Raw genomic sequence first — 26,307 nt, 5'->3', positions numbered from 1 at the left:
CCAATGGCGCAAGGGCGTTCTGGATCAGCCGTCGATGCGGCTCAGATCGGCAACACTGGAACAGACCTGACGGATCTGGCTTAGCAGGTTCAGACGGTTACGGCGCAGGATGTCGTTGTCGGTATTGACCTGAACATCCTCAAAGAACGCATCCACCGGGCCGCGCAGATCGGCCATGGCCGACATGGCGGCGGGGAAATCCTCGGCCTTCAGCGCCGGGTCTATCTTGGCCTGTGCAGCTTCCAACGCGCCGAACAGAGCTTTTTCACTGTCGGTCTCTGCAAACTTGATATCCGCACCATAGGAGTACTCGACCCCGTCCTTCTCCTCGGCCTGGGTCAGAATATTGTTGGCGCGCTTGAACCCCTGCACGAGGTTCTCGCCATCCTCTGTCGCGATCACGGCATTCAGCGCGCGGGCGCGTTTGACCAGCAGGTTGAGGTCGTCATTTCCCTCCATCGCGATACATGCGTCGATGATGTCGTGGCGGATGCCCTCGTCCCGGAGGAAGGTTTTGAGGCGGTCATGGAAGAAGGAGAGGAGATCGTCGGACGCGTCCGGGACTTTCTTCTCCAACCCCAGAAATTCAGCGGTCGGCTTGTCGCCGAGATTGTCTTTGACCGCTTTGAAGGCTGCACCGAAGACGCCGTGATCCGCGATTTCTTCCAGCAGGTCCTCGACATCTGATTTCGGCAACGCGTCATTGATGGCACCCTCTGCCCGAACCAACTGGCTATCAAAGAACCGATCCAATCTTAGACGCAAATCGTTTTCGAGTATCAATCGCGTCACGCCCAACGCCGCGCGGCGTAGGGCAAACGGGTCTTTCGATCCCGTGGGCTTTTCCTCAATCGCCCAGAACCCGGTCAGCGTGTCCAACTTGTCGGCCAGCGCCACAGTTACTGACAACGGCGCGGTGGGCACATCATCCGACGGCCCCAACGGCGAGTAATGTTCCTGCGCCACGGCGGCCACGGCGGCGTCCTCGCCGGCGGCTTCGACGTAATAACGACCCATAAGCCCCTGAAGTTCCGGGAATTCATAGACCATCTCGGAGCTTAAATCGGCCTTGGCCAGACGCGCGGCTTTCTCGGCCTGATCGGCATCCGCCCCCGTCACCGGGGCCAATTCGCGGGCAAGCGCCGCGATGCGGTCGATCCGCTCGGCTTGAGTTCCCAGCTTGTTGTGGAAGGTCACATTCTCCAGCGCGCGGGTCCATTGGGCGATGTCCGATTTGGCAACGCGCAGATCGTTCTCCCAAAAGAACTTGGCATCCGCCAGACGAGCCGACAGCACCTTTTGGTTCCCTGCCAGAATGGTCGCGCCATTATCAGTGGTTTCACGGTTCGCAACGGTGATGAAGCGTTCAATCCGGCCCGTCTTGGGGTTTTTCACGGAAAAGAACTTCTGATGCTCTTTCATCGAGGTCTGCAGAACCTCGGGAGGCAGTTCCAGAAACTCATCATCGATCTGCCCCATCAGGACAACTGGCCATTCGACCAGACCTGCGACCTCTGCCAGCAGGCCCTTGTCGTCAACGACCTCAAGCCCCGCCGCAAAGGCAAGGTTCTGGGCGTCGTTCCAGATGTGCTCTGCGCGTTCCGCAGGCGACAGCACCACAAACGCGCGCTTCAGTTTTGCGGCGTAATCCTCAAAGGACGAGACCGCAAAGCGACCCGGCGCCATGAAACGGTGACCTTCGGTGGTGTCGCCGGACTTGATGCCGTCGATCTCCATTGGCACAACCTGCGCGCCGGTCTCGTCGGTCAGAATGCACAGGATCGAGTGCAGCGGGCGCACCCAGCGCAGACCGCCACTGCCCCAGCGCATCGATTTCGGCCAGGGGAAATTGCGGATTGTCGCCTCAAGCACTTCGGCCACGATCTCGGCCGCAGGACGGCCGGGCTTTTCGATGGTGGCGAAATAGACCGAGCCTTTGGGGGTCTCACGCTCTTCCAACTGATCGCGGCTCAGACCTGCGCCGCGCAGAAACCCTTCGATGGCTTTGTCCGGCGCGTCTACCTTTGGGCCCTTGCGTTCTTCGCGGATCATGGGGCTTTCCGCCAGCAATCCTTCGACCGCCAGTGTCAGGCGGCGCGGTGTTGTCAGCGTAGCAGCAGATGCGTAGGTCAAACCGGCCTCAACCAAACCATCGGTGATCCGCTTTTTCAGGTCTTCGCCGGCACGGGTCTGAATGCGCGCGGGGATTTCCTCGGAAAACAATTCGATCAGCAGGTCGGGCATTTTCTGTCCTTAGAAATTGACGATCGTCTGAATGACGATGGCATTAGCGATATCCACAAAGAATGCGGATACAAGGGGCAGCACGATAAAGGCAATAGGCGAAGGACCATATCGCTTGGTAACGGCGGTCATATTTGCGATTGCGGTCGGGGTCGCGCCCAGGGCGAAGCCCCCGAAACCTGCGGCCAGCACGGCAGCGCGATAGTTTGAGCCCATGACGGGAAATAGAACCCAGATCACGAAGGCGATGGCAAACAGTGTCTGGGCGGACATGATGACCACGATTGCCAGACCCAGTTCCGCGATGGTCCACAACTGCAGGCTCATCAACGACATCGCCAAAAACGCACCCAGCGAGAATTCCGAGATCAGCGCCAGTGAGGGTGTACGTTCAATCGGTGGACGGTTGGGGAAAAACGTTGCACGCAGATTTGCGATAACGATGCCCATGATCAGACAGGGCACAAACAGGGGCAGCTTCAGACCAGCGGCGGTGATCACCTCTCCCAAGAAATACCCCGCGATAATCGCCAGATTGAGAAACAACAAGACCCGCATGATTGTGACATGGTCGATCTTTACCGCCGTTTCGTCGGGATCCATCGGCAGGCCAACAGTGTGGTCCTCATCCGGGCGCGCGGGGCTGAGGTTGCGACCCTCAACCAAAAGCCTTGCGATCGGTCCGCCAATCAAAGCGGCCAGAACCAGCCCGAGGGTAGCAACGGCAACACCCAACTCGGTCGCGCCGTCCAGACCGGTGGCTTCGGCCACCTCGGGTGCCCAGGCGATTGCGGTTCCGTGGCCGCCGATCAGGGATGCCGAACCGAACAGAACACCGGCCTGCGCCGGATAGCCGAACATAGACGCCCCAATTGCCCCGATCCCGTTTTGTGCAACAATCGTCGCCAAGGTCAAGATCAGTAGTAAAAACAGAGGCTTGCCGCCTGATATTAGGTCAGAGAGCCGCGCATTCAATCCGATGCCTGCAAAGAACACCACCAACAGAAAATCCCGTGTGGCGAGATCAAAGGACAGCTCAAGATCGAAGGCCAGATACAATAACAGCACAACCAGTGAGGCCAGCAAGCCACCCGTGACAGGTTCGGGAATGTTAAACTGCCGTAATCCGGCGACGCGCGCGTTGATCTCGACCCCCAAAAGATAAACCGCAAAGCCCAACGTAGCGGTCAGGAAATCAGGTATCTGCAGGGTCTCGGCGGTCATCACATCCTCAATTCTGTGGCCGGTCCGGGCATTCTTCGCCGATCACGGTGCCGTCATAGGCCTTTTCGCCGCAATTGTTCAGCGCGTGCCAGACAAAGCCTTTGCCACCCTTTGTAACCGCAACAATTCGGTCAACGCCAAAGTGGATGTTTTTTGCGCCCAGAAAGGCCTTGGCCTCGCCTGTTTTCAGGGCATCCGCTACCGCCACGGCGTCAAAGCAATCGAACCATCCGGGCGCGGTCAGCGGCTCTGCATTCTCGACCTCGACATGGGTTTCCTCAATCTGCGCAAGCGTCAGGTCCGTTTCGAAACAGGCACGGTAGCGGATGGGTGAGCTGTCTGCGTCAATCGCCTGAAACGCACTGTAGGAAATAGGCGTCGGCGCCTCGGCCCCGCCAATCATCAACATGACGTCCTGTCCGGGCTTGGATTCCACGTCATAGTAAAATCCGTAGATCTGCAGGTAATACATCCCGACACCGGCTACTGCCGCCGAGATCAGCACTATGATCGCAAGCACTTTTCCTGTCATCGTCTTTTCCTTCTGCTCACGATGCCTCTTTCACGAACGGTGAAAATAGGACAAGTTCCAATAGATTACAGGCCGCAAAGAGACGTTTTAAATGGACAGCACCCTTGCCGTAGGATTCTTCGGAGCGCTTTTTGCGATCATGAATCCAATCACGAACCTGCCAGTGTTCCTTAGCGTCACGGATGGCCTTGCCCCGACCGATCAGCGCAAAGTGGCTACAAAGACGGCGCTCTATTGCCTGATCCTCGGCGCATCGTTTGCGGCTGTGGGAAGTCAAACGCTCAGCCTGTTCGGCATCAGCGTCGATGACTTGCGCGTCGCGGGCGGTCTGGTTGTTCTGATGATCGGCCTGAACATGCTGAACGGAAAGCCCAGCACGTCGCATCACGGAACCGAGGGGGAACGGCAAGCCTACCCCGAACCTGACACGGTTGCCTTTTATCCGCTGGCCTTTCCGATCCTTGTCGGACCGGGCACAATTACCACGTTGATCCTGTATGCGAACCACATCCACAAGCCGGTAGATGCCATTGTTTACGCTGGCGTTTTTCTGGCCGTTCTGTTGTTGCTGTTCGTGACATTCTGGAACGCCGCAGCCATTGCCAAACGTCTGTCTGACAATGCCCGTGTTATCATGAGCAGGTTCATGGGCATGATCCTGTCTGCCATCGCAATCAGCATGATCGCGGCTGGCCTTAAGGTCTTGCTGCCCGGACTGGCCTGAGCGGCGCATCAAGCCTCGAACCCGGCGGCCTCGGTCAGCAGAAATGCGTCCGCGCATTGCTTCGCCAAAGCCCGCACGCGGCCGATATAGGCCTGACGTTCGGTTACCGAGATCACGCCGCGCGCGTCCAGCAGGTTGAACACGTGACTGGCCTTGATGCACTGATCATAGGCCGGGTGCGCCATGATGATGCGCTTGCCGGTTTTTGGGTCGTCATGCTCTTGTGCCAGAATGGCCGCGCATTCGGCCTCGGCTTCTTCGAAGTGGCGCAACAACACTTCGGTGTTGGCCACGTCAAAGTTCCAGCGGGCGTATTCTTCTTCGGTCTGTTTGAAGATGTCGCCATAGGAAAGCGGGCTTGGTGACTGCGGATCATTGAATGGCATGTCCATCACGTGATCGATACCAAGTACATACATCGCCAGACGCTCCAGACCATAGGTCAGCTCGCCCGAGACCGGTGCGCAATCATGGCCACCGACCTGCTGGAAATACGTGAACTGGCTGACTTCCATGCCGTCGCACCAGACTTCCCAACCCAAACCCCAGGCACCCAGAGTGGGGCTTTCCCAGTCGTCTTCGACAAACCGGATGTCATGCAGGTTCATGTCGATGCCGATGGCTTCGAGGCTGCCGAGATACAGGTCTTGCAAATCCGGCGGGCTGGGTTTGATCAGCACCTGATACTGATAATAGTGCTGCAACCGGTTGGGGTTCTCGCCGTAGCGTCCGTCCGTCGGACGGCGCGAAGGCTGCACATAAGCTGCGGCCCAGGTTTTCGACCCCAACGCGCGCAAGGTGGTCGCCGGGTGGAACGTGCCTGCACCAACCTCCATGTCATAGGGCTGCAGAATAGCGCAGCCTTTCGAGGCCCAATAGGTCTGAAGCCGCAAGATAATCTCTTGAAAAGAACGTGGTGCGCTGGACTGGTCGGTCATGACATTCCCTTTGGACGCCACTGCGCCCGGTTCCGTTGGGTTTTGCCCTTCCTATGCAAGGGGCCGTTGGGCGTCAACGGGCGGCAAAGCCTATGCTGTCACTGCGCAGCCACACTGTAAATTCCCCGTATTCCGGGCATGGCTTTCGGTACGTGAGTTCGCGTAGGGTCCGGCAAAGATAAAACACTGCGGACACGGGCAGACAATGACTCGCATATTCACGGCAATTTTGTTTCTTTTTCTCATCGGCGCGCGCGCTGTTTTTGCACAGCAGGACGCAGGCGTCTGGGTGCAGGTCGAAGCGCAGCCCTCGCTGCGCGAAGCGCAGGAACGTGCGCGGGTCTATGCCAGCACCCTACCGGACGTAAACGGGTTTCGCTTGAACTCTGGTTGGTATGCCATTGTTATCGGGCCTTATTTACGCAACGATGCGGAACAGGTTCTAAGCGTTTACCGCGCCGAGGGGCAAATCCCTGCGGACAGCTACATCGCTTTTTCCAGCGCATTGGGACAGCAATTCTGGCCGGTTGGAGAGAACATTCTGGACCGGGGCGTCGTGACGCCACCAGTTGAATCCCAGCCTGAACAGCCTGCTGTTGGCGTAACCCCGCAGGCCTCGGACGAGACACGCTCACAAGCGCTGCAAAGCGAACGTCTTCTAAGCACTCAGGAACGCATGAATTTGCAAACCGCTTTGCAGGCCGCGGGTTTTTACAATTCAACGATCGATGGCGCATTTGGCCAAGGCACGCGCCGCTCCATGGGCGACTGGCAGCGGTTCAATGGCTTTGAGGCTACCGGCGTTCTGACGACCGCACAGCGCAAGGCGTTGATTGACGACTTTAACGCCCCCCTTCTGAGCGTTGGAATGGAGCGTTATTCCGACCCGCAGGCCGGTATCGATGTGGATCTGCCGATGGGTGTCATCGCATTCGACCGTTATGAGGCCCCGTTTGTTCACTTCAAAAGCACAACCGATCTGAACGCCAAGGCCCTGTTGATCAGTCAGAAGGGCGACAAGGCCACGCTGCGCGCCCTTTATGAAGTGCTGCAATCGCTGGAAATCGTTCCACTCGACGGCCCACGACAACTGCGCGGCGACAGCTTTACGCTGGAAGGGCGTGGTAATGGGATCGTGACCTATAGCGAAGCACGGTTGGACGATGGCCAGATCAAAGGCTTTACACTGGTTTGGCCAGAGGATGACGATGCCCGGCGCGCCAGAGTGCTGGCCGCAATGAAGACCGGCTTTACTGCAACTGGCGCAGTACTGGACGCAGCAGCAGGTGCCAATGCCGAGCAGCGGATTGATCTGGTGTCCGGGCTGCAGGTGCGCACACCGCGTCTGTCCCGTTCCGGTTTCTTCGCTGATGCAAGCGGCACGGTTCTGACTGTTTTTGAGGCCGCTGACAGCTGCACACGCATTACGTTGGATGACGATCAAGAGCTTCAGCTCGCCTCGTCTGATGCCGATCTGGGTGTGGCGGTTCTGCGCCCCAACCGCAATCTGGTTCCGGTCAACGTGGCAGAGTTCAGTGCCGATGCACCGCGCATTCAATCTGAGATCGCGGTGTCGGGTTTCTCGTATGAGGGCGCTTTGGGCGCACCGACGCTTACCTTTGGCCAAATCGCTGATGTGCGCGGCCTGAACGGAGAAGACGGCGTGAAACGCCTGGCGTTGGCAGCCCAGCCCGGCGATGCGGGCGGGCCAGTGTTTGACGGCAATGGCCAGGTTGTTGGCATGCTGCTGCCGACCCCGACCGAAGGACGCACCCTGCCCGCGTCCGTCAGCCTCGCTGCAACGGCCAACAGCCTGAGTGAGGTTCTGGCCAAGGCGGGTGTATCCGGTCAATCGGGTCAGCCGACGGCACAAATCTCGCCCAATGAACTCAGCCGCCGGGCGACCGGAATGACCGTATTGGTTCATTGCTGGGATTGATCTCTGCGCCAAATCGCACAAAGCGCCGCTCGTCCGAGCGGCGCTTTTTTGTTGGCTAAAGGATATCCGGCGTGACACGGATCAGTGTCGGGACCGGGGCCGTAAAGGCGGCTCGGACCGCCTCCTGCATCTCGGGTAAGCTGGAGGGCGCAGACGACAACGCGCCGAAGGCCTCGGCCAGTTTGCAGAAATCCGGGTTGCGCGCGACAACCGCATTCGGTGCGATCTGACCTCTGACCATGCTGTCCTCGATCTCTTTGAGTTTTCCATTGTCCCAAAGGATGATCGGCAGAGACAGGCCCAATTCGACCGCTGCCCCAAGCTCTTGCATCGTATAGTGAAAACCGTAATCGCCAGCGATCACCGCTGTAGGCTTACCTCGACGCGCCACGGCGCCGCCAATTCCGGCCGGCAGCGCATAGCCAAGTGTACCGAACCCGGTCGGATGGTGCCAGTGATAGGGATAGACCATATCCCAAACTTCTTTGGCGACATAAGCGAACTGGGTCATGTCAGAATAGATCATGGTGTCGCCGGGCATCGCCGCGCGAAGGGGATCCAGCACCGGGACGATGCCCGGTCGTTCCGCATCCACTTCGGCCCGCCAACGTCGGCGGGCGTCGGCTACTTCTTCCGCTGTCCAGCCCGTTGCAGGTTTGACATGATCAATGGCTGCCCAAAGCGCATGGGCAAAGCTTTCCCCGTCAGCTTGCAGCTTGACCGCTGCGCGATGCTGATCCGACAGCACCTTCGGGTCCAGATCTATACGCACCAGATTGGCCGTGTGGCCCAATGTGCTTCGCCACAAGTCGACCTCGCCCAATTCCGCGCCCACGACGACCACAAGATCGGCCGAGGCGATAACATCAGCGCTGCCCGGTCGTGGCAACATGGCTCCATAGTCCAAGGCATAGCCCAACCCCGCCATTCCGCGCCCGGCATACGTGGTGAAACAGGCCGCGCCCAACTGCGTCAGGATTTGCCGCCACAGATTCGACCGCGCGCCCCCACCCAGAATAAACAACGGGCGCCGTGCGATGTTCAGCATGGACATTACCGGAGCCAAATCCGGCGGCAAAACTTTTGAGCGCAAACCAGGTTGGTGGGGAAACGGTGCAGGATCAGCATCGGCCTCAAGCTGTGCAATCGGCACTTGGATGTGTTTTGGGCGTGGGCGGTTGAGTTCGAACTCCTCAAAAGCACGCTCGACCAGATTGTAGGCTGCCTGCGCCGTATTGGCCTGATGCGACCAGTCCGTCACGGTTTCAGCCGCAGCACGCTGGTCTTTCATCTGGTGCAATTGCCCGTGCACCCCTTGCGTTTCATCAAGGCACGAGGACATCACCAGCATCGGGACCGAGTCCGTATAGGCCTGCCCCATCGGTGTCATGATATTGCACAACCCCGGTCCGGTGATGACATATGCAACACCCGGCTTGCCGGTCGCACGGGCATAGCCGTCGGCCATGAACCCTGCCCCCTGCTCGTGCCGGGCCAGCACATGGGTGATTCCGGCCTCTTCGATCCCGCGATACATTTCCTGATTGTGCACGCCGGGAATACCAAAGATCACATCCACTCCGCGATCCCGCAGCATATGCGAAATCTGCGCACCAAGGGGTCTTTTCATCAATTCCTCCAGAACTGGACAGTGAAGAGTGCATAAACGGCCAAAAGCTCAAGCCGCCCTACCAGCATTCCGATTGAAAGCAGCCATTTCGCGGTGTCGCTGAGCCCTGCAAAGTTGCCAGCCGGTCCGATTTGATCCCCCAGCCCCGGCCCTACATTGGCCAGCGCTGTGGCTGCACCGGAGACGGCAGTTATGAAATCCAATCCCGTCAGTGCCAGCGCCCAGGCCAGCACGCCCAACGAGAGCACGAAAAACATAAAGAAGCTCATAACCGAGGTCAGTACGTCTGGACCAATCGACCGGCCATCATATTGCGGCTTGAAAACACCATGAGGTGAGCGGATGCGGCGGATCTGGGTTTTGATCGAAGCAAACAGCAGTTGATACCGGAAGATCTTGATAGAACAGGCGGTTGAACCCGCGCAGCCGCCAATCAGACCGATCAGAAAGAACATCATGATCGGGAAACTGCCCCAGCCCATGTAATCGACGCTGGCATACCCGGTACCCGAAATGATCGAGGTGATATTGAACAGGGATTCCCGAACAGCCTGTTCCCAATGATGCGGGAAAACGGAGGTCAGAAAGACCGCCATAATGACCACCAGCACCAGAATGGTCGCCAGAAAGGTCCGTATCTGGCTGTCGCGGAAAATGGACCTCGTATTGCCATTGGCGAATTGGACGTAGCGCACGAAAGGCAGTGCAGCGAGGATCATGAAGACAGCGGCCGCATATTCTGCCGGGCCGGAAAACGTGCCAAAGGACGCGTCATAATTTGAAAACCCGCCCGTTGAGATCGTCGTCAGGGCGTGCACCACGGCATCAAAAAAGCCCATCCCCAGACCTGCATAGACCAGCGCGCAAACAATCGTCAGAAAGACGTAGATCAGGGAAATCTGGCCCGCGATCTCTTGCGCACGCGGCAGAATTTTCCCCATGGTTTCAAATCCTTCCGAGCGGAAGATTTGCATCCCCCCGACGCGAAGCTCGGGCAAGAAAACCATGGCCACGACGATGATGCCGATGCCGCCCAACCATTGCAGAAGGCCACGCCAAAGCAGCAACCCCTGTGGCAGGTTATCGAGGCCGGAAATCACTGTCGAGCCTGTCGTCGTCAGGCCCGACATCGCCTCGAAATACGCGTCGACAAAGCGCAGTTCGGTCTCGCCCAAAAGAAACGGAATGGCGCCAAAAAATGGCAGTGCGACCCAGACCCCTGTGGTCAGTAAAAAGGTCTGACGGATCGTTAGACCTTCGCCTACTCCGTTCGAGCAACTCATCGCCAGAACGACGCCGGTCAGAATCGTGATGACGCCGCTTTCGAGAAAAACGTGCCACTCGCCTCGGCCTTCGATGAAGTCCGCAAGCATAGGCAGCAGCATGGTCGCCCCAAGAATGGCGACCAATAGGCCAATCACATATCCAACCGGGCGCATATCCGTCATGAGGCGCAGCGTTGGCGCGCCTGCACGACTGTGTCAAGCCAGTGTCGGGTTTTACCCGTCCGTTTTGCGGGCCGTTGTTGGCATCGCGGGCGGATTAGACGGGGCGCGCGGGCGACGCGCCGGAGTTGCCTGTACCCCTTCGGGCTTTGCGGCAACGGCTTTTGCAGGCGCAGGCTGCGCCGCGACCGGCTTGGCGGGTGCAGGTTTCGCCGCGACCGGCTTGGGTGCGGCTGGTTTGGCCGGGGTCTTTGGCGCAGTGGTGTTCGCTGCCACAGGTTTCGGCTTGGCAACCGCTGCCGGTTTTGGCGCAGGTGTTTTTCTAGCAACGGCAGGCTTTGGTTTGGCTGCCGCTGCGGGTTTGGCCGATGGCTGCCCTTTGGCGACCGCAGGCTTGGCGGCAGGCTTTTCTGCAACTTCGGTCGATTTGGCCGCCACCAGGGTGGGTTTGGTCACTTCAGCCACCGTTTTGGACGCGGTCGGCTTTGGTGATTCGACCTTGGGCCTTGCAGCAGCTTTCTTGCGGGCCACAGGCTTGGGTTTGGCCACCACCGCAGGTTTTGCCTTGGCGACCGGTTTGGCCTTGGGCGCGGGTTTTGCCGAGGGTGCAGCCGGGGCCGGAGCAGCAGCCGACGCGTGCAAGGCACTAACCGACACAAACGGCAGCTCCATCGCCGAACGAGTCAAAATCTGCATAATTTTCATTTGGTTGCTAACCGCATAGCCGGCCATTCTGATGGCCGCAGCCTGAAATTCCAGCGGTTGGGAAATTGGATTCATACTTTAGTTCTCCTCTGAAAGCGATGCAGCCTGCAAAAGAGTGAATTGAGCTGCCCGTCCCGATTTTCGGGCGGATCAAGAAGTCACGAAGTCCTGAGCGTCGCACGTCTCAGCTTCCCTTCAGAGTGGCAGACGCACGAACAGAAATTCGCCTGCCACGGCTGCATTCCACACCAGTGTTACTTGAAGGATCGTGCAAATGCAGCACGAATTGCCGCGCTGCGGCGGAAAACCGCTCTTAGTCTAAAAATGATACTTTATTGATCCACCCTGCCCCGTCACCCGACGTGGAACAGGGTGGTGAACAGCCGCGGGTCCAGGCTGGGTGACACAAAGGTCGGACCTTCGGTCAGAACCGACACCGCATCGTGGCTGTGCAGGCTTTCCTGGTGGCTTGCGACCACGCGGAAATCGCCGATATGGTGATCGGCCAGCAATTCGGCACAGAACAAACGGGCAGCGTCTTCGACAAAGATCGGATTGGCCGCATTAAGCTCGGCAAAGGCCTGTTCATCCTCGCGTTTGACCATCACCTGCGTTTCTGTCGGAACGGCACGGCGGCACAAGGCAATCAGATCCTCGAACCACAGGCAATCTGTGTCGCAGTCGACCACAACAGAAATCCGCGCCACTGAACGTTGCGAATGCGGTGTGGCCAGCTGTCCACGTGTTGCGCGTGCGTGCTCGCTAAGTTCCAGCGAACAGGGACATGTTGAGGAATATACGTAGTCCAGATGCATGATCTTCTGGCGCACTCCGCCCTGTTCAACCAGCTCAAGTGCGATGTCGTAATACTGGTACCCTTCCAAACCGGACCGCAGGCTTTGCACACGGTCGGGATAGGAAAACCGCATCTGGATACGGGCGTCAAAGCTGTCCAGATCGGTCATATAGTCATCCAGCGCGGCCTCCATGACTTCAAAGCTGAACGTACGCTCGGCGTGTTTGTAAAACGAGCGCATGATCCGGGACATGTTGATGCCCTTCTTTTCGGCATCCAGACTGACAGTCCCGGTCACCGAGGTCTCAAGCGTCAAGTCATCGCCGCGCTTGCGATGAAAGCGGATCGGCAGGCGGAAGTTCGAGATACCAACATGCTGGATTTGTTGCTTTGCGCCCCGGATCAAGCTGGACGGGCCATTCTGCAGGTCCGGCAAGGTCGCACGATACGCGCTGTCGACCGTGAACCCATCAGGGTATTCGCGCGACAGGGACGGATAATTCACGGGCACCAGACCAGGCACAAGGCGCGCAATCGCCGGGTCGAGCTGGCTGATCTCGGCCTCGGTTGCGGACTCGGCCCATTTGCGCAGCGTCTTCAGAGCGGCTGCGGCTTCGTCATTGTCGGGCGTGTCCTCAATGTCGCGGGGGTGCACGTTCATCGATCGGGTTCCTCGGTTGGTCGCCGAACCTTGTTTGTATTCGGCTTGCTTTCCAGTGTAGCTTTATACGCTGAAAAACACAGCCCGGATCGAAATTCGGCGAAAATCGCATGACTTACGTCATTTTCACCTAGTTTCGACCCGGTTGTCAGTAAACCGCTGCCGTTAGTTAACGTTGCGACACGTCCAGCGCGTGTTTGATGTCTGCAAGCAGGTCTCCCGCATCCTCCAAACCGACAGAAAAGCGGATCAGGCCCGGTGTAATGCCCAATTCGTCCTTCTGATCGTCACTCAAACGCTGGTGCGTCGTCGTTGCGGGGTGTGTTGCGATTGACTTGGCATCGCCCAGATTGTTCGAGATGACAGGGATCGTCAGCGCGTTCAGGAATGCAAACGCTGCGTCCTTGCCGCCCTTGATGTCCAGCGACAGAACAGTTCCGCCTTTGCCACCCAATTGGGCTTGGACCAACGCGTTTTGCGCATGGGTTTTCAGACCCGGATAAAGCGTCCGTTCCAGCGCCGGATGCCCCTCAAGCGCTTCTGCAATGGTCTGCGCCGTCTCGGCCTGAGCGTTAACGCGCAGCGCCATCGTTTCCAGACCTTTCAGCATGACCCAGGCGTTGAACGGGCTCAGCGCTCCGCCGGTGTGTTTCAGATAGGGCTCAACCGTTCCCCGGATGAAATCCTTGGTGCCAATGATAACGCCGCCCAAAGCGCGCCCCTGCCCGTCGATATGTTTGGTCGCAGAATAGACAACAACATCCGCCCCCTGTTCGATTGCGCGCGAGAAGACGGGCGTGGAAAAGACGTTATCCACGATGACAAGCGCGCCAACCGCATGGGCCAGTTTGGCAACTGCCTCGATATCAATGACCTCAAGCGTCGGGTTTGACATGGATTCGAAGAAAACCGCCTTGGTCTCAGGGCGGATCGCCGCTTTCCAAGCGTCCAGATCGGTGCCGTCGACAAAGGTGACGTCCACACCATAACGGGAAAGGATGTTTTCGAGGATATACAGACAGGACCCGAACAATGCCTTGGCCGAAACCACATGGTCGCCCGCCTGCAACATCGACGTCAGCGCCGCATTCACCGCAGCCATGCCGGACGCGGTGGCAAACGCGTCCTCGCCACCTTCCAGCGCCGCGATGCGCTGTTCGAACATCGAAACGGTCGGGTTGCCATAGCGGGCATAAATAAACTCATCCGGGCCGGATTCGATGAACCGCGCCTCGGCTTGTTCGGCTGTCTCATAGACGAAGCCCTGCGTCAGAAAAATTGCTTCGCTGACTTCGTTGTATTGGCTGCGACGGATGCCGCCATGGACGGCTTGGGTGCGTTTGTTCCAGCTCTCGCTCATCTCATTCCTCTCGACCCTTGTCTGGCAAGGGCATCAAAAAAACCCCAGACGCGGTCAAGCGAAAGGGGCCTTTCATCCTGACCTTTTAGCGGTGTTGTTTAGCGTGGCCCGCAATCCGGTAACAAATCGCCACGTAGCTTCTGCGATGCAAATACGCCGCGCATTCTTGGCCGTCAAGCCCGGTTGCCCTGTGTCACGCTTTCGTAACCGCCTCTTGCCGATTGCGCAGAATACCGCATCATCGCTTCAACCTGAGGAGGCACCATGATCGATCTATATTTCTGGCCCACGCCGAATGGCTGGAAGGCGTCCATCGCTTTGGAAGAGATGGACCTTCCCTACACCACTCACCTGATCAATATCGGCAAGGGTGATCAGTTCGACCCCGAGTTCCTTAAAATCGCGCCTAACAACCGGATGCCTGCCATCGTTGACCCGGACGGCCCGGATGGCGCGCCGATCTCGGTTTTTGAGAGCGGCGCGATCCTGATGTACCTGGCCCGCAAGACAGGTCGCTTTTACGGCAACACCGAGCGTGACCGGATCGCCGTCGAGGAATGGCTGATGTGGCAAATGGGCGGCGTCGGCCCAATGGCCGGTCAGGCGCATCACTTCTTGAAATACGCGCCAAACCTCGAGCCGCCGCAGGACCTGCCCTATGCCAAAGACCGCTACCGCACCGAGGTCGGGCGGCTGTACGGAGTATTGGACCGGCGGTTGGCCGAAAATGAATACGTCGCGGGCGATTTCTACTCGATCGCGGACATGTCGGTCTGGGGCTGGGCCAGCCTGTGGGAAGGTCAGCAGCAGGTATTGGATGACAAACCCCATTTCGCCCGCTGGCTTGAAACGGTAAGTGCCCGCCCCGGTGTTCAGGCCGGACGCGCGCTACATGCGGAGTTGCGCGGGGATCATCGGGACAAGCGAGCTCAGAGCAACCTTTTTAAACGGTGAAGCTCAATTCACTCTTGAAACACAACAAAACACTGTGCCATCGCTGGCATTGCAATGGCGCGACACATATTTGATTTAAAACACATTTTCAGGCGAGAAGTTTAAATGGCATATGTTTGTTACTACCCTGCAACCGGTCGTTACCTAAAAGGGTTCAAGTTGCCCGGTTGGAGCGAAAAGTACCACTCCGGCGAAATTGCGGATGATGTTGCGAGCGTCTTTCATACTGGTCAACGGCGCTTAGAACCTGGTGAGGCACCGAAAAAAGTGCTACTCAAGAAACAGGCGGCAAAGCTCCCAGACATATTCTCTGCGTCGGGTGGCGCTCGGATTATCACTGATCGCGTGCGTCAAATTTTGGAAGCATTCGATCCGGGTGTACACCAAATCCTTCCGATCGAAGCCTTTTACAGAGATGGGTCAAAGCCCGATACAGCATATTTTTTCATGAACGTGACCAAGCGCCTAGACACAGTCATCGATGAGGCATCCAGTGTTGAGATGTCTTGGCAATTTTCAGGTATCAAAACGACTGAGCGAATGGAGTTGTCCCCTCCATCCTCAAAAGACTTAGTTTTGCGAAAGGAGAAAACTGCTGGGAACAATCTTTGGCGTGAGAAAAGATACCTACATCTGCCACTGTTAATGTCCGACGAAATGCATGCCGAGTTCAAAGCCCAAAAGATCAAGGCCTACCATTTTTGGCGCGCTGAAGAGCGATAGTCTTATTCTGGGGTCAGCCCGACCCCTCTCCCCGCACCAGCATGTCCAGCATGCCCGAGATATCCTCGACCTCTTCCGCGATCACATCGGTCATCGAATGCGCCCGCTGAATGTTGATTTGAGCTCGGGCAACCGGGACAAGCAAGCGCAGAGCAGTTTGTTCAAGCGATAAGGATTTTCTGCTATACTCTGGCTTTGCACAGGAAAAGGATAATACAAAGCCCCGCCCTATCCGCACTTCGCGCAGACGTACCAAGACCGGTCATGATACAATCGGTCCGAGCCGACAAGGGAACGAGTTATTTTATGCGAGTATTGGCCCCTCTGTTTGTATTATGCGCAGGTATGGCGAGCGCCATGCCGGATTGCGAAGAACCTGCTCAAGCGCATGAGCTTGTGGCGTATGAACCGTCCACTGAACTGGACGTTCTTTTGGAGGAAGACACCGCACCTGTTCCCCCTAAGCAAGAGCTGACTGTGTCCCCCAGACCGCGGCTGCGGCCCTGCAAGTTTCGTCAGATCGAAGTCGGCCGCGAAAGGATGCGCGAACGTGGTGCAGTGTGTGGCGACTGGACTATTCTCGGCGAAAAGCGAAAACCCTTTAGAGGAAAGTACCAGGGATGCGGCATTGCTGATCCCGTGCGCATCCGCATGGTATCTGACGTCCTTCTCAGCCAATTGGCGTTGATGGATTGCGAAACCGCCGTCACACTCAAAACATGGTTGGAGAACACAGCCAAACCGGCCTTTGCGAATCTGGGCGGCGGCCTGAAAGGATTGCGTCTGGCTGGTCATTATGCGTGCAAGACGCAGAACAATCAGCCACGCGCGCGGATTTCGGAACATGCCCGTGGCCGCGCAATCGACATTTCATCCTTCATACTTTTAGATGGCACCGTGATCACTGTGCGCGACGGATGGGCAGCCGAAGATACAAGCGATGTTATGCACGAACTGCACGCAGGCGCCTGCGGTCTGTTTGGCACCGTGCTGGGTCCTGACGCCGATCGCTATCACAAAGGGCACTTCCATTTTGACACAGCGCGCCGCCGTAGTGGACCCGTTTGCCGCTGACGGACTACCCCTCCCCCCGCACCAGCACATCCAGCATGCCCGAGATATCCTCGACCTCTTCCGCGATCACATGGGTCACCGAATGCGCCCGCTGCATCCGGCCCGTGACCCGCAGCAGCCGCCCCGAGATCACCGCCCGGCGGAAACGTTCATAGATCTTGCGCCAGACCACCACGTTCACGATGCCGGTCTCATCCTCGAGCGTGACAAAGATCACCCCCTTGGCCGTCCCGGGCCGCTGCCGCAAGATCACCAGCCCCGCGACCGCCACCAGCGCGCCCTCGGGCGGGTCGTTCAACCGATTGGCGGGCAGACACGCGGGCGGCCGCGGCCAGTTCCGGTTCGTAGATATAGGGCGGGTAGGCAACACAATCATGAGAACAAAAATAGAACATACGCAAGGAAAGTCCATAGACGGCGTGACGAGTCGCAAATGAGGCTGGAAAGACCTAAATGCCTTCACTAAGGAAGAATTCGACAAGCGAAAGAGGAAGACGCAAGCAATGGCAAAGATCACCTATGTCGAGCACGGCGGTACCGAACATACAGTCGAAGTCGCCAACGGCCTGACCGTCATGGAAGGAGCCCGTGACAACAATATCCCAGGCATAGAGGCCGATTGCGGTGGCGCTTGCGCCTGTTCGACCTGCCATGTCTACATCCACCCGGACTGGGTCGAGAAAGTTCCGGCCAAGGACGACATGGAAGAGGACATGTTGGACTTCGCCTTTGAACCCGACCCCGCCCGCTCGCGTCTGACTTGCCAGATCAAGGTCACTGATGAATTGGACGGGCTGGTTGTTCAAATGCCCGAAAAGCAGATCTGATGCTTTTCAAAGCGATCGCGGCGGCCGCGATCGCAATTGGAACCTGTCCGAGCCAGACAAGATCTCAGCAGCCATGGCAGTATGAGCCGCTGGGTTCGGCGGAGTACTCCGAACCCACTGCGCGATACCCGCACGGGGTACTCGGTGATCAGATTGAATACGGCGCCCTGATCCTGCAATATGCGCCGGAATGGGCGAAATACACAATCCGGCTGCCAAAAGAGCGCGTTTTCGAAGATATCCGTCCGCGCCTGATTGATGTTGATAATGATGGCCGTCGCGAAGCTTTGGTGGTTGAAAGCCATCGTGATAAAGGTGCACGGCTTGCAATCTACAATGGCGGCGGTCTGATCGCCGCTACGCCCTACATCGGAACCCGCTTTCGCTGGCTCGCTCCGGTCGGAGCGGCCGACATGGATGGCGACGGCAACGTCGAGATCGCATATGTCGATCGCCCTCACTTGGCCAAAACCCTGCGCATATGGCGATTTACAGACGGCGAATTGATCGAAATCGCATCGCTGCCCAATCTCACCAATCACCGTATTGGAGAAGATTTCATCTCCGGCGGTCTGCGCGATTGCGGCGGCACTCCGGAACTGATCCTTGCCAACGGCAACTGGACACGCGTTATCAGCGTCACTTACGAAAACGACTGGACCACCCACGACCTCGGCGCGTTTACCGGCCACAAAAGCCTGAACAACGCACTCAAGTGCTGATCCGCCTCTTCATCTGGCTAAAAATTTCCTGTGAGTGAGGCGATAGGCCGAAGGGGCAAAGCCCCCTGACCTACCGACTGTTCAAAGAGCCCGCCAGCCGATATCGCGGCGGTAAAAGCCTTCGGGCCAATCCACACCTTCAACCATCGCATATGCCCGGTCGCGAGCCTCTTGCAGTGTATTCCCGCGCGAGGTCACATTCAGCACGCGCCCGCCTGCGGCTTGCACTTGCCCATCAACGGCCTTGGTGCCCGCGTGGAAGATCATGTTGCTGCTGTCTTCAGGAAGCGCATCCAACCCCTTGATCGCAGATCCTTTTACGTAGGAACCCGGATACCCCTGTGCCGCCATCACAACAGTGATCGCATGATCGTCGGCCCAGTTTACCTGCGTCTCGCTCAAACGGCCCTCGGCCGCGGCATGAAGTAGGTCCAGAACCTGGGCACCAAGCCGCATCATCAGAACCTGGCATTCCGGGTCACCAAAGCGGACGTTGTATTCGACCAACCTCGGTTGGCCGTCCTTGATCATCAGGCCAGCATACAAAACGCCCTGAAACGGCATGCCTCGGCGCTTCATCTCGGCCATAGTCGGACGCACGATCTCTTCCATCGCCCGCGCCTCGATCTCGGCACTCAGGACCGGCGCTGGGGAATACGCCCCCATACCGCCCGTGTTCAGGCCTGTGTCGCCTTCTCCTACGCGCTTGTGGTCCTGCGCCGTGCCAATGGACAGAATGTCCTCGCCATCACACAAGACGAAGAGAGACGCCTCTTCGCCGTCCATAAACTCTTCGATAACGACCTCGGCACCCGCGCCCCCAAAAGCACCGCCGAACATGTCGTCGATAGCCTCCAGCGCGGTCTGTTCGTCCATCGCGACGATCACACCCTTGCCTGCCGCCAAACCATCGGCTTTGACCACGATCGGCGCGCCCTGTTCGCGGATATAGGCTTTGGCAGGCTCGGCCTCGGTGAACCTTGCATAAGCTGCGGTCGGAGCGTTCGACGCGTCACAGATTTCTTTGGTAAAACTCTTCGACGCTTCCAGCTGTGCTGCATCGGCCGACGGCCCAAAGACCAGCACACCCGCTTCACGCAGACGATCTGCAACGCCAGCGGCCAATGGGGCCTCGGGGCCAACAATCACGAAATCAATCGCGTTCTCTTCGGCAAAGCTGACAACCGCGCCGCCGTTTTCAGTATCGAGCGCTGCGCACTCAGCGATCTGCGCAATTCCGGCATTTCCCGGCGCAACGATCAGACGGTCACATTTGGGGTTTTGCATCACCGCCCAAGCGAGACTGTGTTCGCGCCCGCCGCTGCCGAGAATAAGGATGTTCATGAAGGTCTCCGATCTGCTTGGCCTCGCCTTCCGGGCGTTCTAAGCTGGCCGGGCATTTGACACAAGGCGCTGAAATGTCCGACCTGCTTGATGACCCGATCCCGGGCCAAAACACACCAGAATATACCGTTTCGGACATCTCGGGTGAGGTGAAACGCACGCTGGAAGGCACGTTCGGGCGAATCCGTGTGCGTGGTGAGGTCGGCCGCGTGTTCACGGCGCGGTCGGGCCACCTGTACTATGACATCAAGGATGACCGGAACGTGTTGGCCTGCACAACATGGAAAGGTCAGGTTTCCGGCCTATCGGTGGTGCCGGAAGAAGGTCTTGAGGTCGTGGTCACCGGTCGCCTGACGGCTTTTGGCGCGCAGTCGAAATACAACCTGAACGTCGATGAGGTCGCGGTCGCCGGGCAAGGCGCTTTGATGGCGCTGCTGGAAAAGCGCAAGAAACAGCTTGAGGCTGAAGGTTTGTTCGCACCCGAATGTAAAAAGCCTCTGCCCTACCTGCCCCAGATTATTGGCGTGGTGACATCACCATCTGGCGCTGTGATCCGGGACATCCTGCACCGCCTGCGGGATCGCTTCCCGCGCAAGGTGCTGATCTGGCCCGTCGCTGTACAGGGCTCCAACTGCGCACCAGAAGTTGCGCAGGCCATCGACGGTTTCAACAAACTGACGCCGGGCGGCTCACTGCCTCGACCCGACCTGATTATCGTCGCCCGTGGCGGCGGTTCGATTGAAGACCTTTGGGGGTTCAACGAAGAAATTGTCGCGCGTGCGACGGCCGCTTCGGACATTCCGCTGATTTCGGCCGTTGGTCACGAAACAGATACGACGCTGATCGACTTTGTATCAGACCGCCGCGCGCCAACGCCGACCGCCGCGGCCGAGCTTGCCGTGCCGGTTCGAATGGAACTTCTGGCCTGGACGGGTGAGCAAGGCGCTCGTCTGTCTCGTGCCGCGACGGATGCGGTTCAAAGGCGGTCTCAACGGCTTCGCGACCTGTCCCGCGCGTTGCCGCGCCCGGAAAGCCTGTTGAACACCCCACGCCAACGACTTGATTTGATTGCAGATCGACTGGCGCCCGCACTGAATCGCGGCGTCCAGAACCGGCGTTTGCAGGTGGTCGAACTGTCTGCACATCTGCGCCCGTCGACTTTGCGCAACCTCGTGTCGACCAGAAACGAATCTTTGCGCAACCTGTCATCCCGTCTGTCCTTGCGCCCAATCCGGCGCGAAGTCGAACAGCAACGACATAATATCAACAGGTTGGAAGAACGAATGAACACGGCGCAGGCTACGCGCCTTGATCGGATGCGGAGACAGCTGGAAGCCGCCGATCGCCTGCGTGAAACACTAAGCTATAAAGCTACACTGCAACGTGGTTATGCTGTGGTCCGGGCCGAGGGAGAGGTTCTTACAACCAAGAAACAGGCCTCAAAACACAGCACGTTCGAGATCGAATTCGCGGATGGCCTCCTAAATACCGGTCAGCCCACGGCTTCGCGGGCGGCACCAAAGAAACCGGCCAAGAAAGATGCACCTGATCAGGGCTCTCTGTTCTAGCGACCTTCAGACGCCAATCTCGGGGCCGAGACAGACCATCTCTTCATTGATATCTTCGGCCTCGTACAGCTCGGTGGCTTCCGAGTTGCCTTCGAACAAGGCGGTCAACCCCCTGTCGGTCTTGGAAAAGACCCAGCATTGCGGATCAATCCTGTCTTCATAGATGAAGCAGATCTGCCCTCCTTGTTCGTACCAAACGCCCTCTTTGCAATTGCCATCCAGAAACGACCAGATCACGCGTTTATTGGGCAAATAGCGTTCCACCCCGTACACCGTACCCTGAAACCCGTAGAACAGTGTTTTCCCACGCGTGTAGCTGTCAAACTCAGACCCGGACAAGGCAGGCTGAGCAACAGCCGCCTGCGCAGTGAGTGTCATAAGAATCGCAAGACGCGTCAGCATGAGGTCATTTTGGCAGATGCAGTTCGGCATCGCCAATAAACAATTCCCACGACCGACTGCCTTCACGTCACGGCTTGAGTTGCACTGGCGATCCCGGCGATGCTGCTAAAAAACTTAACGGGGGACAACTATGACAACCGCTCTTTTCTGGATCGCCGCCGCATGCGCTCTGGCCTATTTGCCGCTGTCACCGCGACCCGCCAGCCCTCTGCGATCCCTCTTCAAGACGGCATCTGTCGCACTATTAGCGGTGACAGCGGTTCTAAGCGGCACTGCGATGTTACTGACCCTTGCCTTGGCTCTATGTGCTTTGGGCGATGCGCTGCTTTCGCGTGAGACGGATTCGACTTTCATGGCGGGGATCGGTGCATTTGCAGCCGGCCACCTGGCCTATATCGCTCTGTTCCTCAGCCACCCAGCCAGCGACACTGCCCTGATCTTTGACAAGCCCGGTATCTTCTGGTCCCTAATCATCCTCGGCATCGTGGCCGCAACCTTGCTCGCCCCCCGCGCCGGTGAGCTCAAGATACCGGTGCTGGGCTATATCCCGATCATCCTTGGTATGGGCATCGCGGTTCTCACATTGCCCGAAACAGGCGCGCTGCGTTGGGCCCTGCCTGCCGCACTGGCCTTCATAGCCTCAGACCTGATCCTTGCGACCGAGAAGTTTCTGCTCCCCTCCAATCATCCGGCGCTGCGCTTAACGCCCTATATGATCTGGATCCTATACTGGGGCGCGCAGGCGGGGCTGTTGATTGCGTTTTTGTGACCCTTTGCAACTGCCGCAAATCCGCATTAGGTGAGAGGAACACCTGCGGAGACTAAAAATGGCGTTTTTCTCAAAGCTCAAGGACAAGCTGTTCAAATCCTCGTCCCGCCTCGAACAGGGGCTGGATGCCATCGTCGAAGACGGTGGCGAGGAAACGACCGCGCCCGATCCAGTTATCCCCGAGCCTGAGCCGCAGCCAGAACCGGTTCCCGAAATTCCGCAGCCGGTGCCAGAGACACCTGAACCCGCCCCTGTGCCACAGCCGGTCGAAACACCTGAACCCGCACCGGTCGATCCAACCCCTGCTCCGCCCCCGCCTGAGGCCGCGCCATCCAAAGGGGTGTTGGGACGCCTGCTTGGCCGGAACGAAGCCAAGGCCGTCTTCCGTCGTACGTTGGACGACGATATGCTTGAGCAGCTAGAGGAACTGCTGATCGCCTCGGATATGGGCGTCGACACCGCTTTGCGGGTCACATCCAACATGGCTGAGGGGCGATTGGGCCGCAAACTCTCCACGCAAGAGATCAAACAATTGCTCGCCCAGGAAGTCGCCCGTGTGATGGAGCCGGTTGCCAAGCCTCTGCCCATCTACCCCAAGCGCCCGCAAGTCGTGCTGGTCGTTGGCGTCAACGGGTCCGGCAAAACCACGACCATCGGCAAGCTCGCCAGCCAGTTCAAAGCCGCCGGCAAGAAGGTCGTCATCGCCGCCGGGGACACCTTCCGCGCCGCCGCCGTCGAACAGCTCCAGGTCTGGGGCGACCGCGCCGGCGTGCCGGTGCTGACCGCACCCGAAGGGTCTGACCCGGCCTCATTGGCTTTCGACGCTCTGACCCGCGCGCAGCAAGACGGCGCAGACCTGCTGATGATCGACACGGCCGGGCGCCTGCAAAACCGGGCGGACCTGATGGAGGAACTGGCCAAGATCGTCCGCGTAATCCGCAAAATCGACGAGACCGCCCCGCACAACACGCTGCTGGTGCTGGATGCCACCACGGGCCAGAACGCGCTGAGCCAGGTCCGGACATTCCGCGACCTCGCTGACGTGTCAGGGCTGGTGATGACCAAACTCGACGGCACCGCCAAAGGTGGCGTATTGGTTGCACTGGCTGACAAGTTCGGCCTGCCAATCCATGCCATCGGCGTCGGAGAACAGATCGACGACCTCGCCCCCTTCGACCCCGAAGAGTTCGCCGCCGCCCTCACTGGCCTGGACCAAACCTGATCCCCCCTCTATCTGGCCCCAAATATCCTCCTGGGGTCTGGGGGTGGAAAACCCCCCGACCTCTCCTCCCAGCGAAAAGACTGACATTTGAGCGACTGGCTGATTTCTCTCGAAGGCACAGAAGCGGGCCATCAGCTGGCTCTTGGCCTCGCTCTGATGGCCGCCTTCCTGCATGCTGTATTTGGCGCGCTGCAGAAGGGCCGCCACGATCCCTGGCTGTCCCGTGGAGCAATCGACGCCTGCTATTGCCTGATGGCCGCCCCTTTTGCCTTTTTCGTGGTGCCGTGGCCTGAACCCTACATGTGGTCCATCTTCGCCGTGGTCTGGGTGATCCACATCGCCTACAAGGTCCTTCAGGCCATGGCCTATACAAAGGGTTCATACACTGTCGTCTACCCTGTCGTACGCGGCACTGGCCCCCTATTCACGGTCATCGGCGCCTATCTGCTCTTTGGCGAGACCTTTACCGGGATTCAATGGTTTGGCGTTTTGGTCCTGCTGGCCGGTATATTCGGCCTGGCCGCCTATAATTTGCGTTTTCTGGAAACCAACCGGGAAACGTTGGGCATAGCGCTGGTACTGGCCATCGCAACTGGCCTGTTCGTCGCGCTCTACACCACTTATGACGCCTATGGCATCCGGGCCACCGCCGACCCGTTCACCTTTCTGGCGTGGTTTTTTATGATCGACGGGTTTGCGATGCCGATTTACGCATTCCTCAGATGGCGCGCCATGATAAACCGCCCTGCCGTTGGCCCATTGATGTTGCGGGGCTTGGCCGGAGGCATCATCGCCCCTATGTCCTTCGGAGCAATCATGCTGGCCACCCGTCTGGACAAGGTCGGCGAAGCCGCCGTTCTGCGAGAAACCTCGACAGTCTTCGCGGCGCTTATCGGGTGGCTGGTGTTAAAAGAAACTGTGGGGCCAAGACGGGTCGCGCTGATGGCATTGATTGCATTGGGCGCCGTAATAGTTGAAATGGGTGGGTAAAAATCAGGAAACAGACATGCCAGGCAAAAAAGAAATCAATCCATTTCTGAAACAAGCGTTAGAGCTTGGGCCGCCACTGGCCTTTTTCTTCATCTACCTACGTCTGCGTGACGACAGTTTCCTGATCGGAGGCATTGAATATTCAGGCTTTATCATTGCGACGATCATCTTCGTCCCGCTGATGCTGGCCGCCATGGGCATCCTCTGGGTCCTGACCGGCAAACTGAGCCGGATGCAGATATTCACCGCCTTCATGGTCATCTTCTTTGGCGGCCTGACCGCTTGGTTCAATGATGAGCGGTTCTTCAAGATGAAAACCACGCTGGTTTACGGTTTTTTCTCGGTCATCCTTGGAATTGGCCTTCTGCAAGGGAAATCTTACCTGGCCTATGTCCTCGAAGATATGCTGCCGATGCGCCATGAGGGCTGGATGATCCTGACCCGCCGGTTGTGCGGCTGCTTTGCGGTTCTGGCCGTTGCCAATGAATTTGTCTGGCGAACAATGTCGACGGACCTGTGGGTCAAAATTGAAACTTTCGCCTTTCCGATCGCGCTGATGGCGTTTCTGATGCTTCAGTTCAGTCTGTTGCAACGCTACATGGATGACCCCGACCACCAATAGGCGAACACTTATAATCGGCGCGCAGCTTAAGCGTTTGCTTTCATATTGAGCCATCGCACAGCGCGCAATCAGACAAACCAATAAAAACCTTGGAATAATAGCCCGGCTGTGGAACATTGGGGCACCACTCAACACCAGCAGCCGGAGACCCCTCAACCACATGAAGGCACTCCCAAACAGCGGATTCCTGTCCGAGGCATCAGACCGACTCAGGGCTATGCTTTCGGCACTCGCGACCGAGATTTCCTTGGATCAAGGCCAGGTGCTGTTTGAGCAGGGGGACGAAGGCGATGCGCTCTATGTGATTTCTGAGGGCACGCTTGAGGTTTCATTCCTTGCGATGAGCGGGCGCAAGCTGTCTTTGACCCTTATGAAGCCGGGCGAAGTGTTTGGCGAAATTGCGTTGTTCGACAGCGGGCCGCGGACCGCCACGATAGCAGCGGCCGAGCCATCGAGTGTGCTGCGCGTGCGCCGCAGCGACGTCATGGACCAGATCCGCCAGCATCCCGATCTTGCCGTCGACATGATCCGTCTGGCGGGGCTGCGCATGCGCTGGATGGGGTCACAGCTAAACGAACAAGTGTTCTTGCCGATGCCCATTCGTCTGGCGCGCAAATTGCTGCATCTGTCTGCCCTTCAGGACGACCCCGCAATGCGCATCACCCTGTCCCAAAGCGAATTGGCCGAGTTCGTCGGTGCCACGCGCGAGGCTGTATCCAAGACGATTTCCACCTGGAAACGCGACAATGTTGTCGAGGCATCCCGCGGCGGACTGATGATCCAGGACTTCAACGCCCTGAAAGAACTGGCCGAATCCGACTTAATCTGACCTTGTGACCTCCTTCACATACGGCACATGCCAAAATAGCTAATGTCTTAGTTGTTACCGTAG

The 26,307-nt window shown here is 58.1% G+C and carries 26 protein-coding genes and 1 riboswitch; of the genes, 14 read left to right on the top strand and 12 right to left on the bottom strand.

What is annotated here, in order from left to right; genetic code table 11:
* Positions 1-24 precede the first annotated feature (24 nt).
* The 3 genes from glyS to AC2FI8_RS00330 are packed head-to-tail and all read right to left on the bottom strand — an operon-like array spanning position 25 to position 4,000.
* Positions 25-2,244, bottom strand: coding sequence for a glycine--tRNA ligase subunit beta (glyS, locus tag AC2FI8_RS00340; RefSeq protein ID WP_496776374.1), 2,220 nt, complete (start codon positions 2,242-2,244; stop codon positions 25-27).
* A 9-nt stretch (positions 2,245-2,253) separates the two neighbouring features.
* Entirely contained in the window at positions 2,254-3,468 is a 1,215-nt protein-coding gene (gene gltS, locus AC2FI8_RS00335; protein WP_496776370.1) for a sodium/glutamate symporter, read from the bottom strand.
* A 7-nt stretch (positions 3,469-3,475) separates the two neighbouring features.
* Positions 3,476-4,000: a DUF6446 family protein gene (locus AC2FI8_RS00330; RefSeq protein WP_496738776.1), complete on the bottom strand. Its 525-nt coding sequence runs from the start codon at positions 3,998-4,000 to the stop codon at positions 3,476-3,478.
* 91 nt (positions 4,001-4,091) lie between these two features.
* Here AC2FI8_RS00330 and AC2FI8_RS00325 point away from each other — a divergent pair, with 91 nt between their 5' ends.
* The gene (locus AC2FI8_RS00325) at positions 4,092-4,724 is read left to right on the top strand and encodes a MarC family protein (protein WP_496738777.1); all 633 of its coding nucleotides are present in this window, start codon (positions 4,092-4,094) and stop codon (positions 4,722-4,724) included.
* Positions 4,725-4,732: 8 nt separating this feature from the next.
* Here the strand turns inward: AC2FI8_RS00325 and AC2FI8_RS00320 are convergent, their stop codons facing one another.
* Entirely contained in the window at positions 4,733-5,662 is a 930-nt protein-coding gene (locus tag AC2FI8_RS00320; protein WP_496766811.1) for a glycine--tRNA ligase subunit alpha, read from the bottom strand.
* 205 nt (positions 5,663-5,867) lie between these two features.
* Here AC2FI8_RS00320 and AC2FI8_RS00315 point away from each other — a divergent pair, with 205 nt between their 5' ends.
* Positions 5,868-7,601: a serine protease gene (locus AC2FI8_RS00315; protein WP_496766812.1), complete on the top strand. Its 1,734-nt coding sequence runs from the start codon at positions 5,868-5,870 to the stop codon at positions 7,599-7,601.
* Positions 7,602-7,656: 55 nt separating this feature from the next.
* Here AC2FI8_RS00315 and AC2FI8_RS00310 read toward each other — a convergent pair whose 3' ends face one another.
* On the bottom strand, positions 7,657-9,231 hold the full coding sequence (locus AC2FI8_RS00310) for a thiamine pyrophosphate-binding protein (protein WP_496776368.1): 1,575 nt from the start codon (positions 9,229-9,231) through the stop codon (positions 7,657-7,659).
* A complete protein-coding gene (locus tag AC2FI8_RS00305; RefSeq protein ID WP_109312003.1) occupies positions 9,231-10,679 on the bottom strand; it encodes a TrkH family potassium uptake protein in 1,449 nt (482 codons plus the stop codon). Before AC2FI8_RS00305 ends, AC2FI8_RS00310 begins: the two co-directional genes overlap by 1 nt.
* Between AC2FI8_RS00305 and AC2FI8_RS00300 the strand changes: the two genes are divergently transcribed.
* Positions 10,678-11,400: a hypothetical protein gene (locus tag AC2FI8_RS00300; protein ID WP_496776366.1), complete on the top strand. Its 723-nt coding sequence runs from the start codon at positions 10,678-10,680 to the stop codon at positions 11,398-11,400. The two genes, AC2FI8_RS00305 and AC2FI8_RS00300, sit on opposite strands and share 2 nt — an antisense overlap.
* A 334-nt stretch (positions 11,401-11,734) precedes the next feature.
* Here the strand turns inward: AC2FI8_RS00300 and folE2 are convergent, their stop codons facing one another.
* Together folE2 and metZ are read right to left on the bottom strand one after the other, a co-directional pair.
* A complete protein-coding gene (gene folE2 / locus AC2FI8_RS00295; protein ID WP_282150935.1) occupies positions 11,735-12,838 on the bottom strand; it encodes a GTP cyclohydrolase FolE2 in 1,104 nt (367 codons plus the stop codon).
* A gap of 169 nt (positions 12,839-13,007) precedes the next feature.
* Positions 13,008-14,198, bottom strand: coding sequence for an O-succinylhomoserine sulfhydrylase (gene metZ, locus AC2FI8_RS00290; protein ID WP_496776364.1), 1,191 nt, complete (start codon positions 14,196-14,198; stop codon positions 13,008-13,010).
* A gap of 65 nt (positions 14,199-14,263) precedes the next feature.
* A riboswitch (SAM riboswitch) is annotated at positions 14,264-14,341 on the bottom strand.
* Positions 14,342-14,462: 121 nt separating this feature from the next.
* Here metZ and AC2FI8_RS00285 point away from each other — a divergent pair.
* Together AC2FI8_RS00285 and AC2FI8_RS00280 are read left to right on the top strand one after the other, a co-directional pair.
* The gene (locus tag AC2FI8_RS00285; protein WP_496722170.1) at positions 14,463-15,152 is read left to right on the top strand and encodes a glutathione S-transferase N-terminal domain-containing protein; all 690 of its coding nucleotides are present in this window, start codon (positions 14,463-14,465) and stop codon (positions 15,150-15,152) included.
* 105 nt (positions 15,153-15,257) lie between these two features.
* Positions 15,258-15,875, top strand: coding sequence for an imm11 family protein (locus AC2FI8_RS00280; protein ID WP_496722169.1), 618 nt, complete (start codon positions 15,258-15,260; stop codon positions 15,873-15,875).
* Between the two features lie 13 nt (positions 15,876-15,888).
* Here the strand turns inward: AC2FI8_RS00280 and AC2FI8_RS00275 are convergent, their stop codons facing one another.
* On the bottom strand, positions 15,889-16,020 hold the full coding sequence (locus AC2FI8_RS00275; RefSeq protein WP_496722167.1) for a hypothetical protein: 132 nt from the start codon (positions 16,018-16,020) through the stop codon (positions 15,889-15,891).
* 212 nt (positions 16,021-16,232) lie between these two features.
* Between AC2FI8_RS00275 and AC2FI8_RS00270 the strand changes: the two genes are divergently transcribed.
* Positions 16,233-16,949, top strand: a complete 717-nt coding sequence (locus tag AC2FI8_RS00270; RefSeq protein WP_496776362.1) for an extensin-like domain-containing protein — start codon at positions 16,233-16,235, stop codon at positions 16,947-16,949.
* Positions 16,950-16,953: 4 nt separating this feature from the next.
* Here AC2FI8_RS00270 and AC2FI8_RS00265 read toward each other — a convergent pair whose 3' ends face one another.
* Positions 16,954-17,325, bottom strand: coding sequence for an OB-fold nucleic acid binding domain-containing protein (locus tag AC2FI8_RS00265; protein ID WP_496722965.1), 372 nt, complete (start codon positions 17,323-17,325; stop codon positions 16,954-16,956).
* 127 nt (positions 17,326-17,452) lie between these two features.
* Between AC2FI8_RS00265 and AC2FI8_RS00260 the strand changes: the two genes are divergently transcribed.
* Together AC2FI8_RS00260 and AC2FI8_RS00255 are read left to right on the top strand one after the other, a co-directional pair.
* A complete protein-coding gene (locus AC2FI8_RS00260) occupies positions 17,453-17,776 on the top strand; it encodes a 2Fe-2S iron-sulfur cluster-binding protein (protein ID WP_170383687.1) in 324 nt (107 codons plus the stop codon).
* On the top strand, positions 17,776-18,498 hold the full coding sequence (locus AC2FI8_RS00255; protein WP_496776360.1) for an FG-GAP repeat domain-containing protein: 723 nt from the start codon (positions 17,776-17,778) through the stop codon (positions 18,496-18,498). Before AC2FI8_RS00260 ends, AC2FI8_RS00255 begins: the two co-directional genes overlap by 1 nt.
* Before the next feature lie 81 nt (positions 18,499-18,579).
* Here the strand turns inward: AC2FI8_RS00255 and purD are convergent, their stop codons facing one another.
* Positions 18,580-19,842 (bottom strand): phosphoribosylamine--glycine ligase, encoded by a 1,263-nt coding sequence (gene purD / locus AC2FI8_RS00250; RefSeq protein WP_496776358.1) that lies wholly within the window; start codon positions 19,840-19,842, stop codon positions 18,580-18,582.
* Positions 19,843-19,916: 74 nt separating this feature from the next.
* Here purD and xseA point away from each other — a divergent pair, with 74 nt between their 5' ends.
* Positions 19,917-21,410, top strand: a complete 1,494-nt coding sequence (xseA, locus tag AC2FI8_RS00245) for an exodeoxyribonuclease VII large subunit (protein ID WP_496776356.1) — start codon at positions 19,917-19,919, stop codon at positions 21,408-21,410.
* 6 nt (positions 21,411-21,416) lie between these two features.
* On the opposite strand, the gene AC2FI8_RS00240 is transcribed toward xseA, so the two are convergent.
* Positions 21,417-21,812, bottom strand: coding sequence for a hypothetical protein (locus tag AC2FI8_RS00240; protein WP_496738790.1), 396 nt, complete (start codon positions 21,810-21,812; stop codon positions 21,417-21,419).
* Between the two features lie 130 nt (positions 21,813-21,942).
* Between AC2FI8_RS00240 and AC2FI8_RS00235 the strand changes: the two genes are divergently transcribed.
* The 5 genes from AC2FI8_RS00235 to AC2FI8_RS00215 all read left to right on the top strand — a co-directional run bounded on the left by AC2FI8_RS00235 (position 21,943) and on the right by AC2FI8_RS00215 (position 26,244).
* Positions 21,943-22,581 carry a lysoplasmalogenase family protein gene (locus tag AC2FI8_RS00235; RefSeq protein ID WP_496738791.1) on the top strand — a complete coding sequence of 213 codons (639 nt, stop codon included), beginning with the start codon at positions 21,943-21,945 and terminating at the stop codon, positions 22,579-22,581.
* A 58-nt stretch (positions 22,582-22,639) separates the two neighbouring features.
* Positions 22,640-23,803 (top strand): signal recognition particle-docking protein FtsY, encoded by a 1,164-nt coding sequence (gene ftsY, locus AC2FI8_RS00230; protein ID WP_496776354.1) that lies wholly within the window; start codon positions 22,640-22,642, stop codon positions 23,801-23,803.
* A gap of 87 nt (positions 23,804-23,890) precedes the next feature.
* Positions 23,891-24,793 (top strand): DMT family transporter, encoded by a 903-nt coding sequence (locus AC2FI8_RS00225; RefSeq protein ID WP_282118758.1) that lies wholly within the window; start codon positions 23,891-23,893, stop codon positions 24,791-24,793.
* Positions 24,794-24,809: 16 nt separating this feature from the next.
* The gene (locus AC2FI8_RS00220) at positions 24,810-25,415 is read left to right on the top strand and encodes an inner membrane-spanning protein YciB (RefSeq protein ID WP_058274883.1); all 606 of its coding nucleotides are present in this window, start codon (positions 24,810-24,812) and stop codon (positions 25,413-25,415) included.
* A gap of 160 nt (positions 25,416-25,575) precedes the next feature.
* Positions 25,576-26,244 (top strand): Crp/Fnr family transcriptional regulator, encoded by a 669-nt coding sequence (locus AC2FI8_RS00215; RefSeq protein ID WP_058274845.1) that lies wholly within the window; start codon positions 25,576-25,578, stop codon positions 26,242-26,244.
* Positions 26,245-26,307 lie beyond the last annotated feature (63 nt).

The sequence above is a fragment of the Ruegeria sp. CDSB029 genome, assembly GCF_059611125.1.
This window is presented reverse-complemented; position numbering and strand designations above follow the sequence as displayed.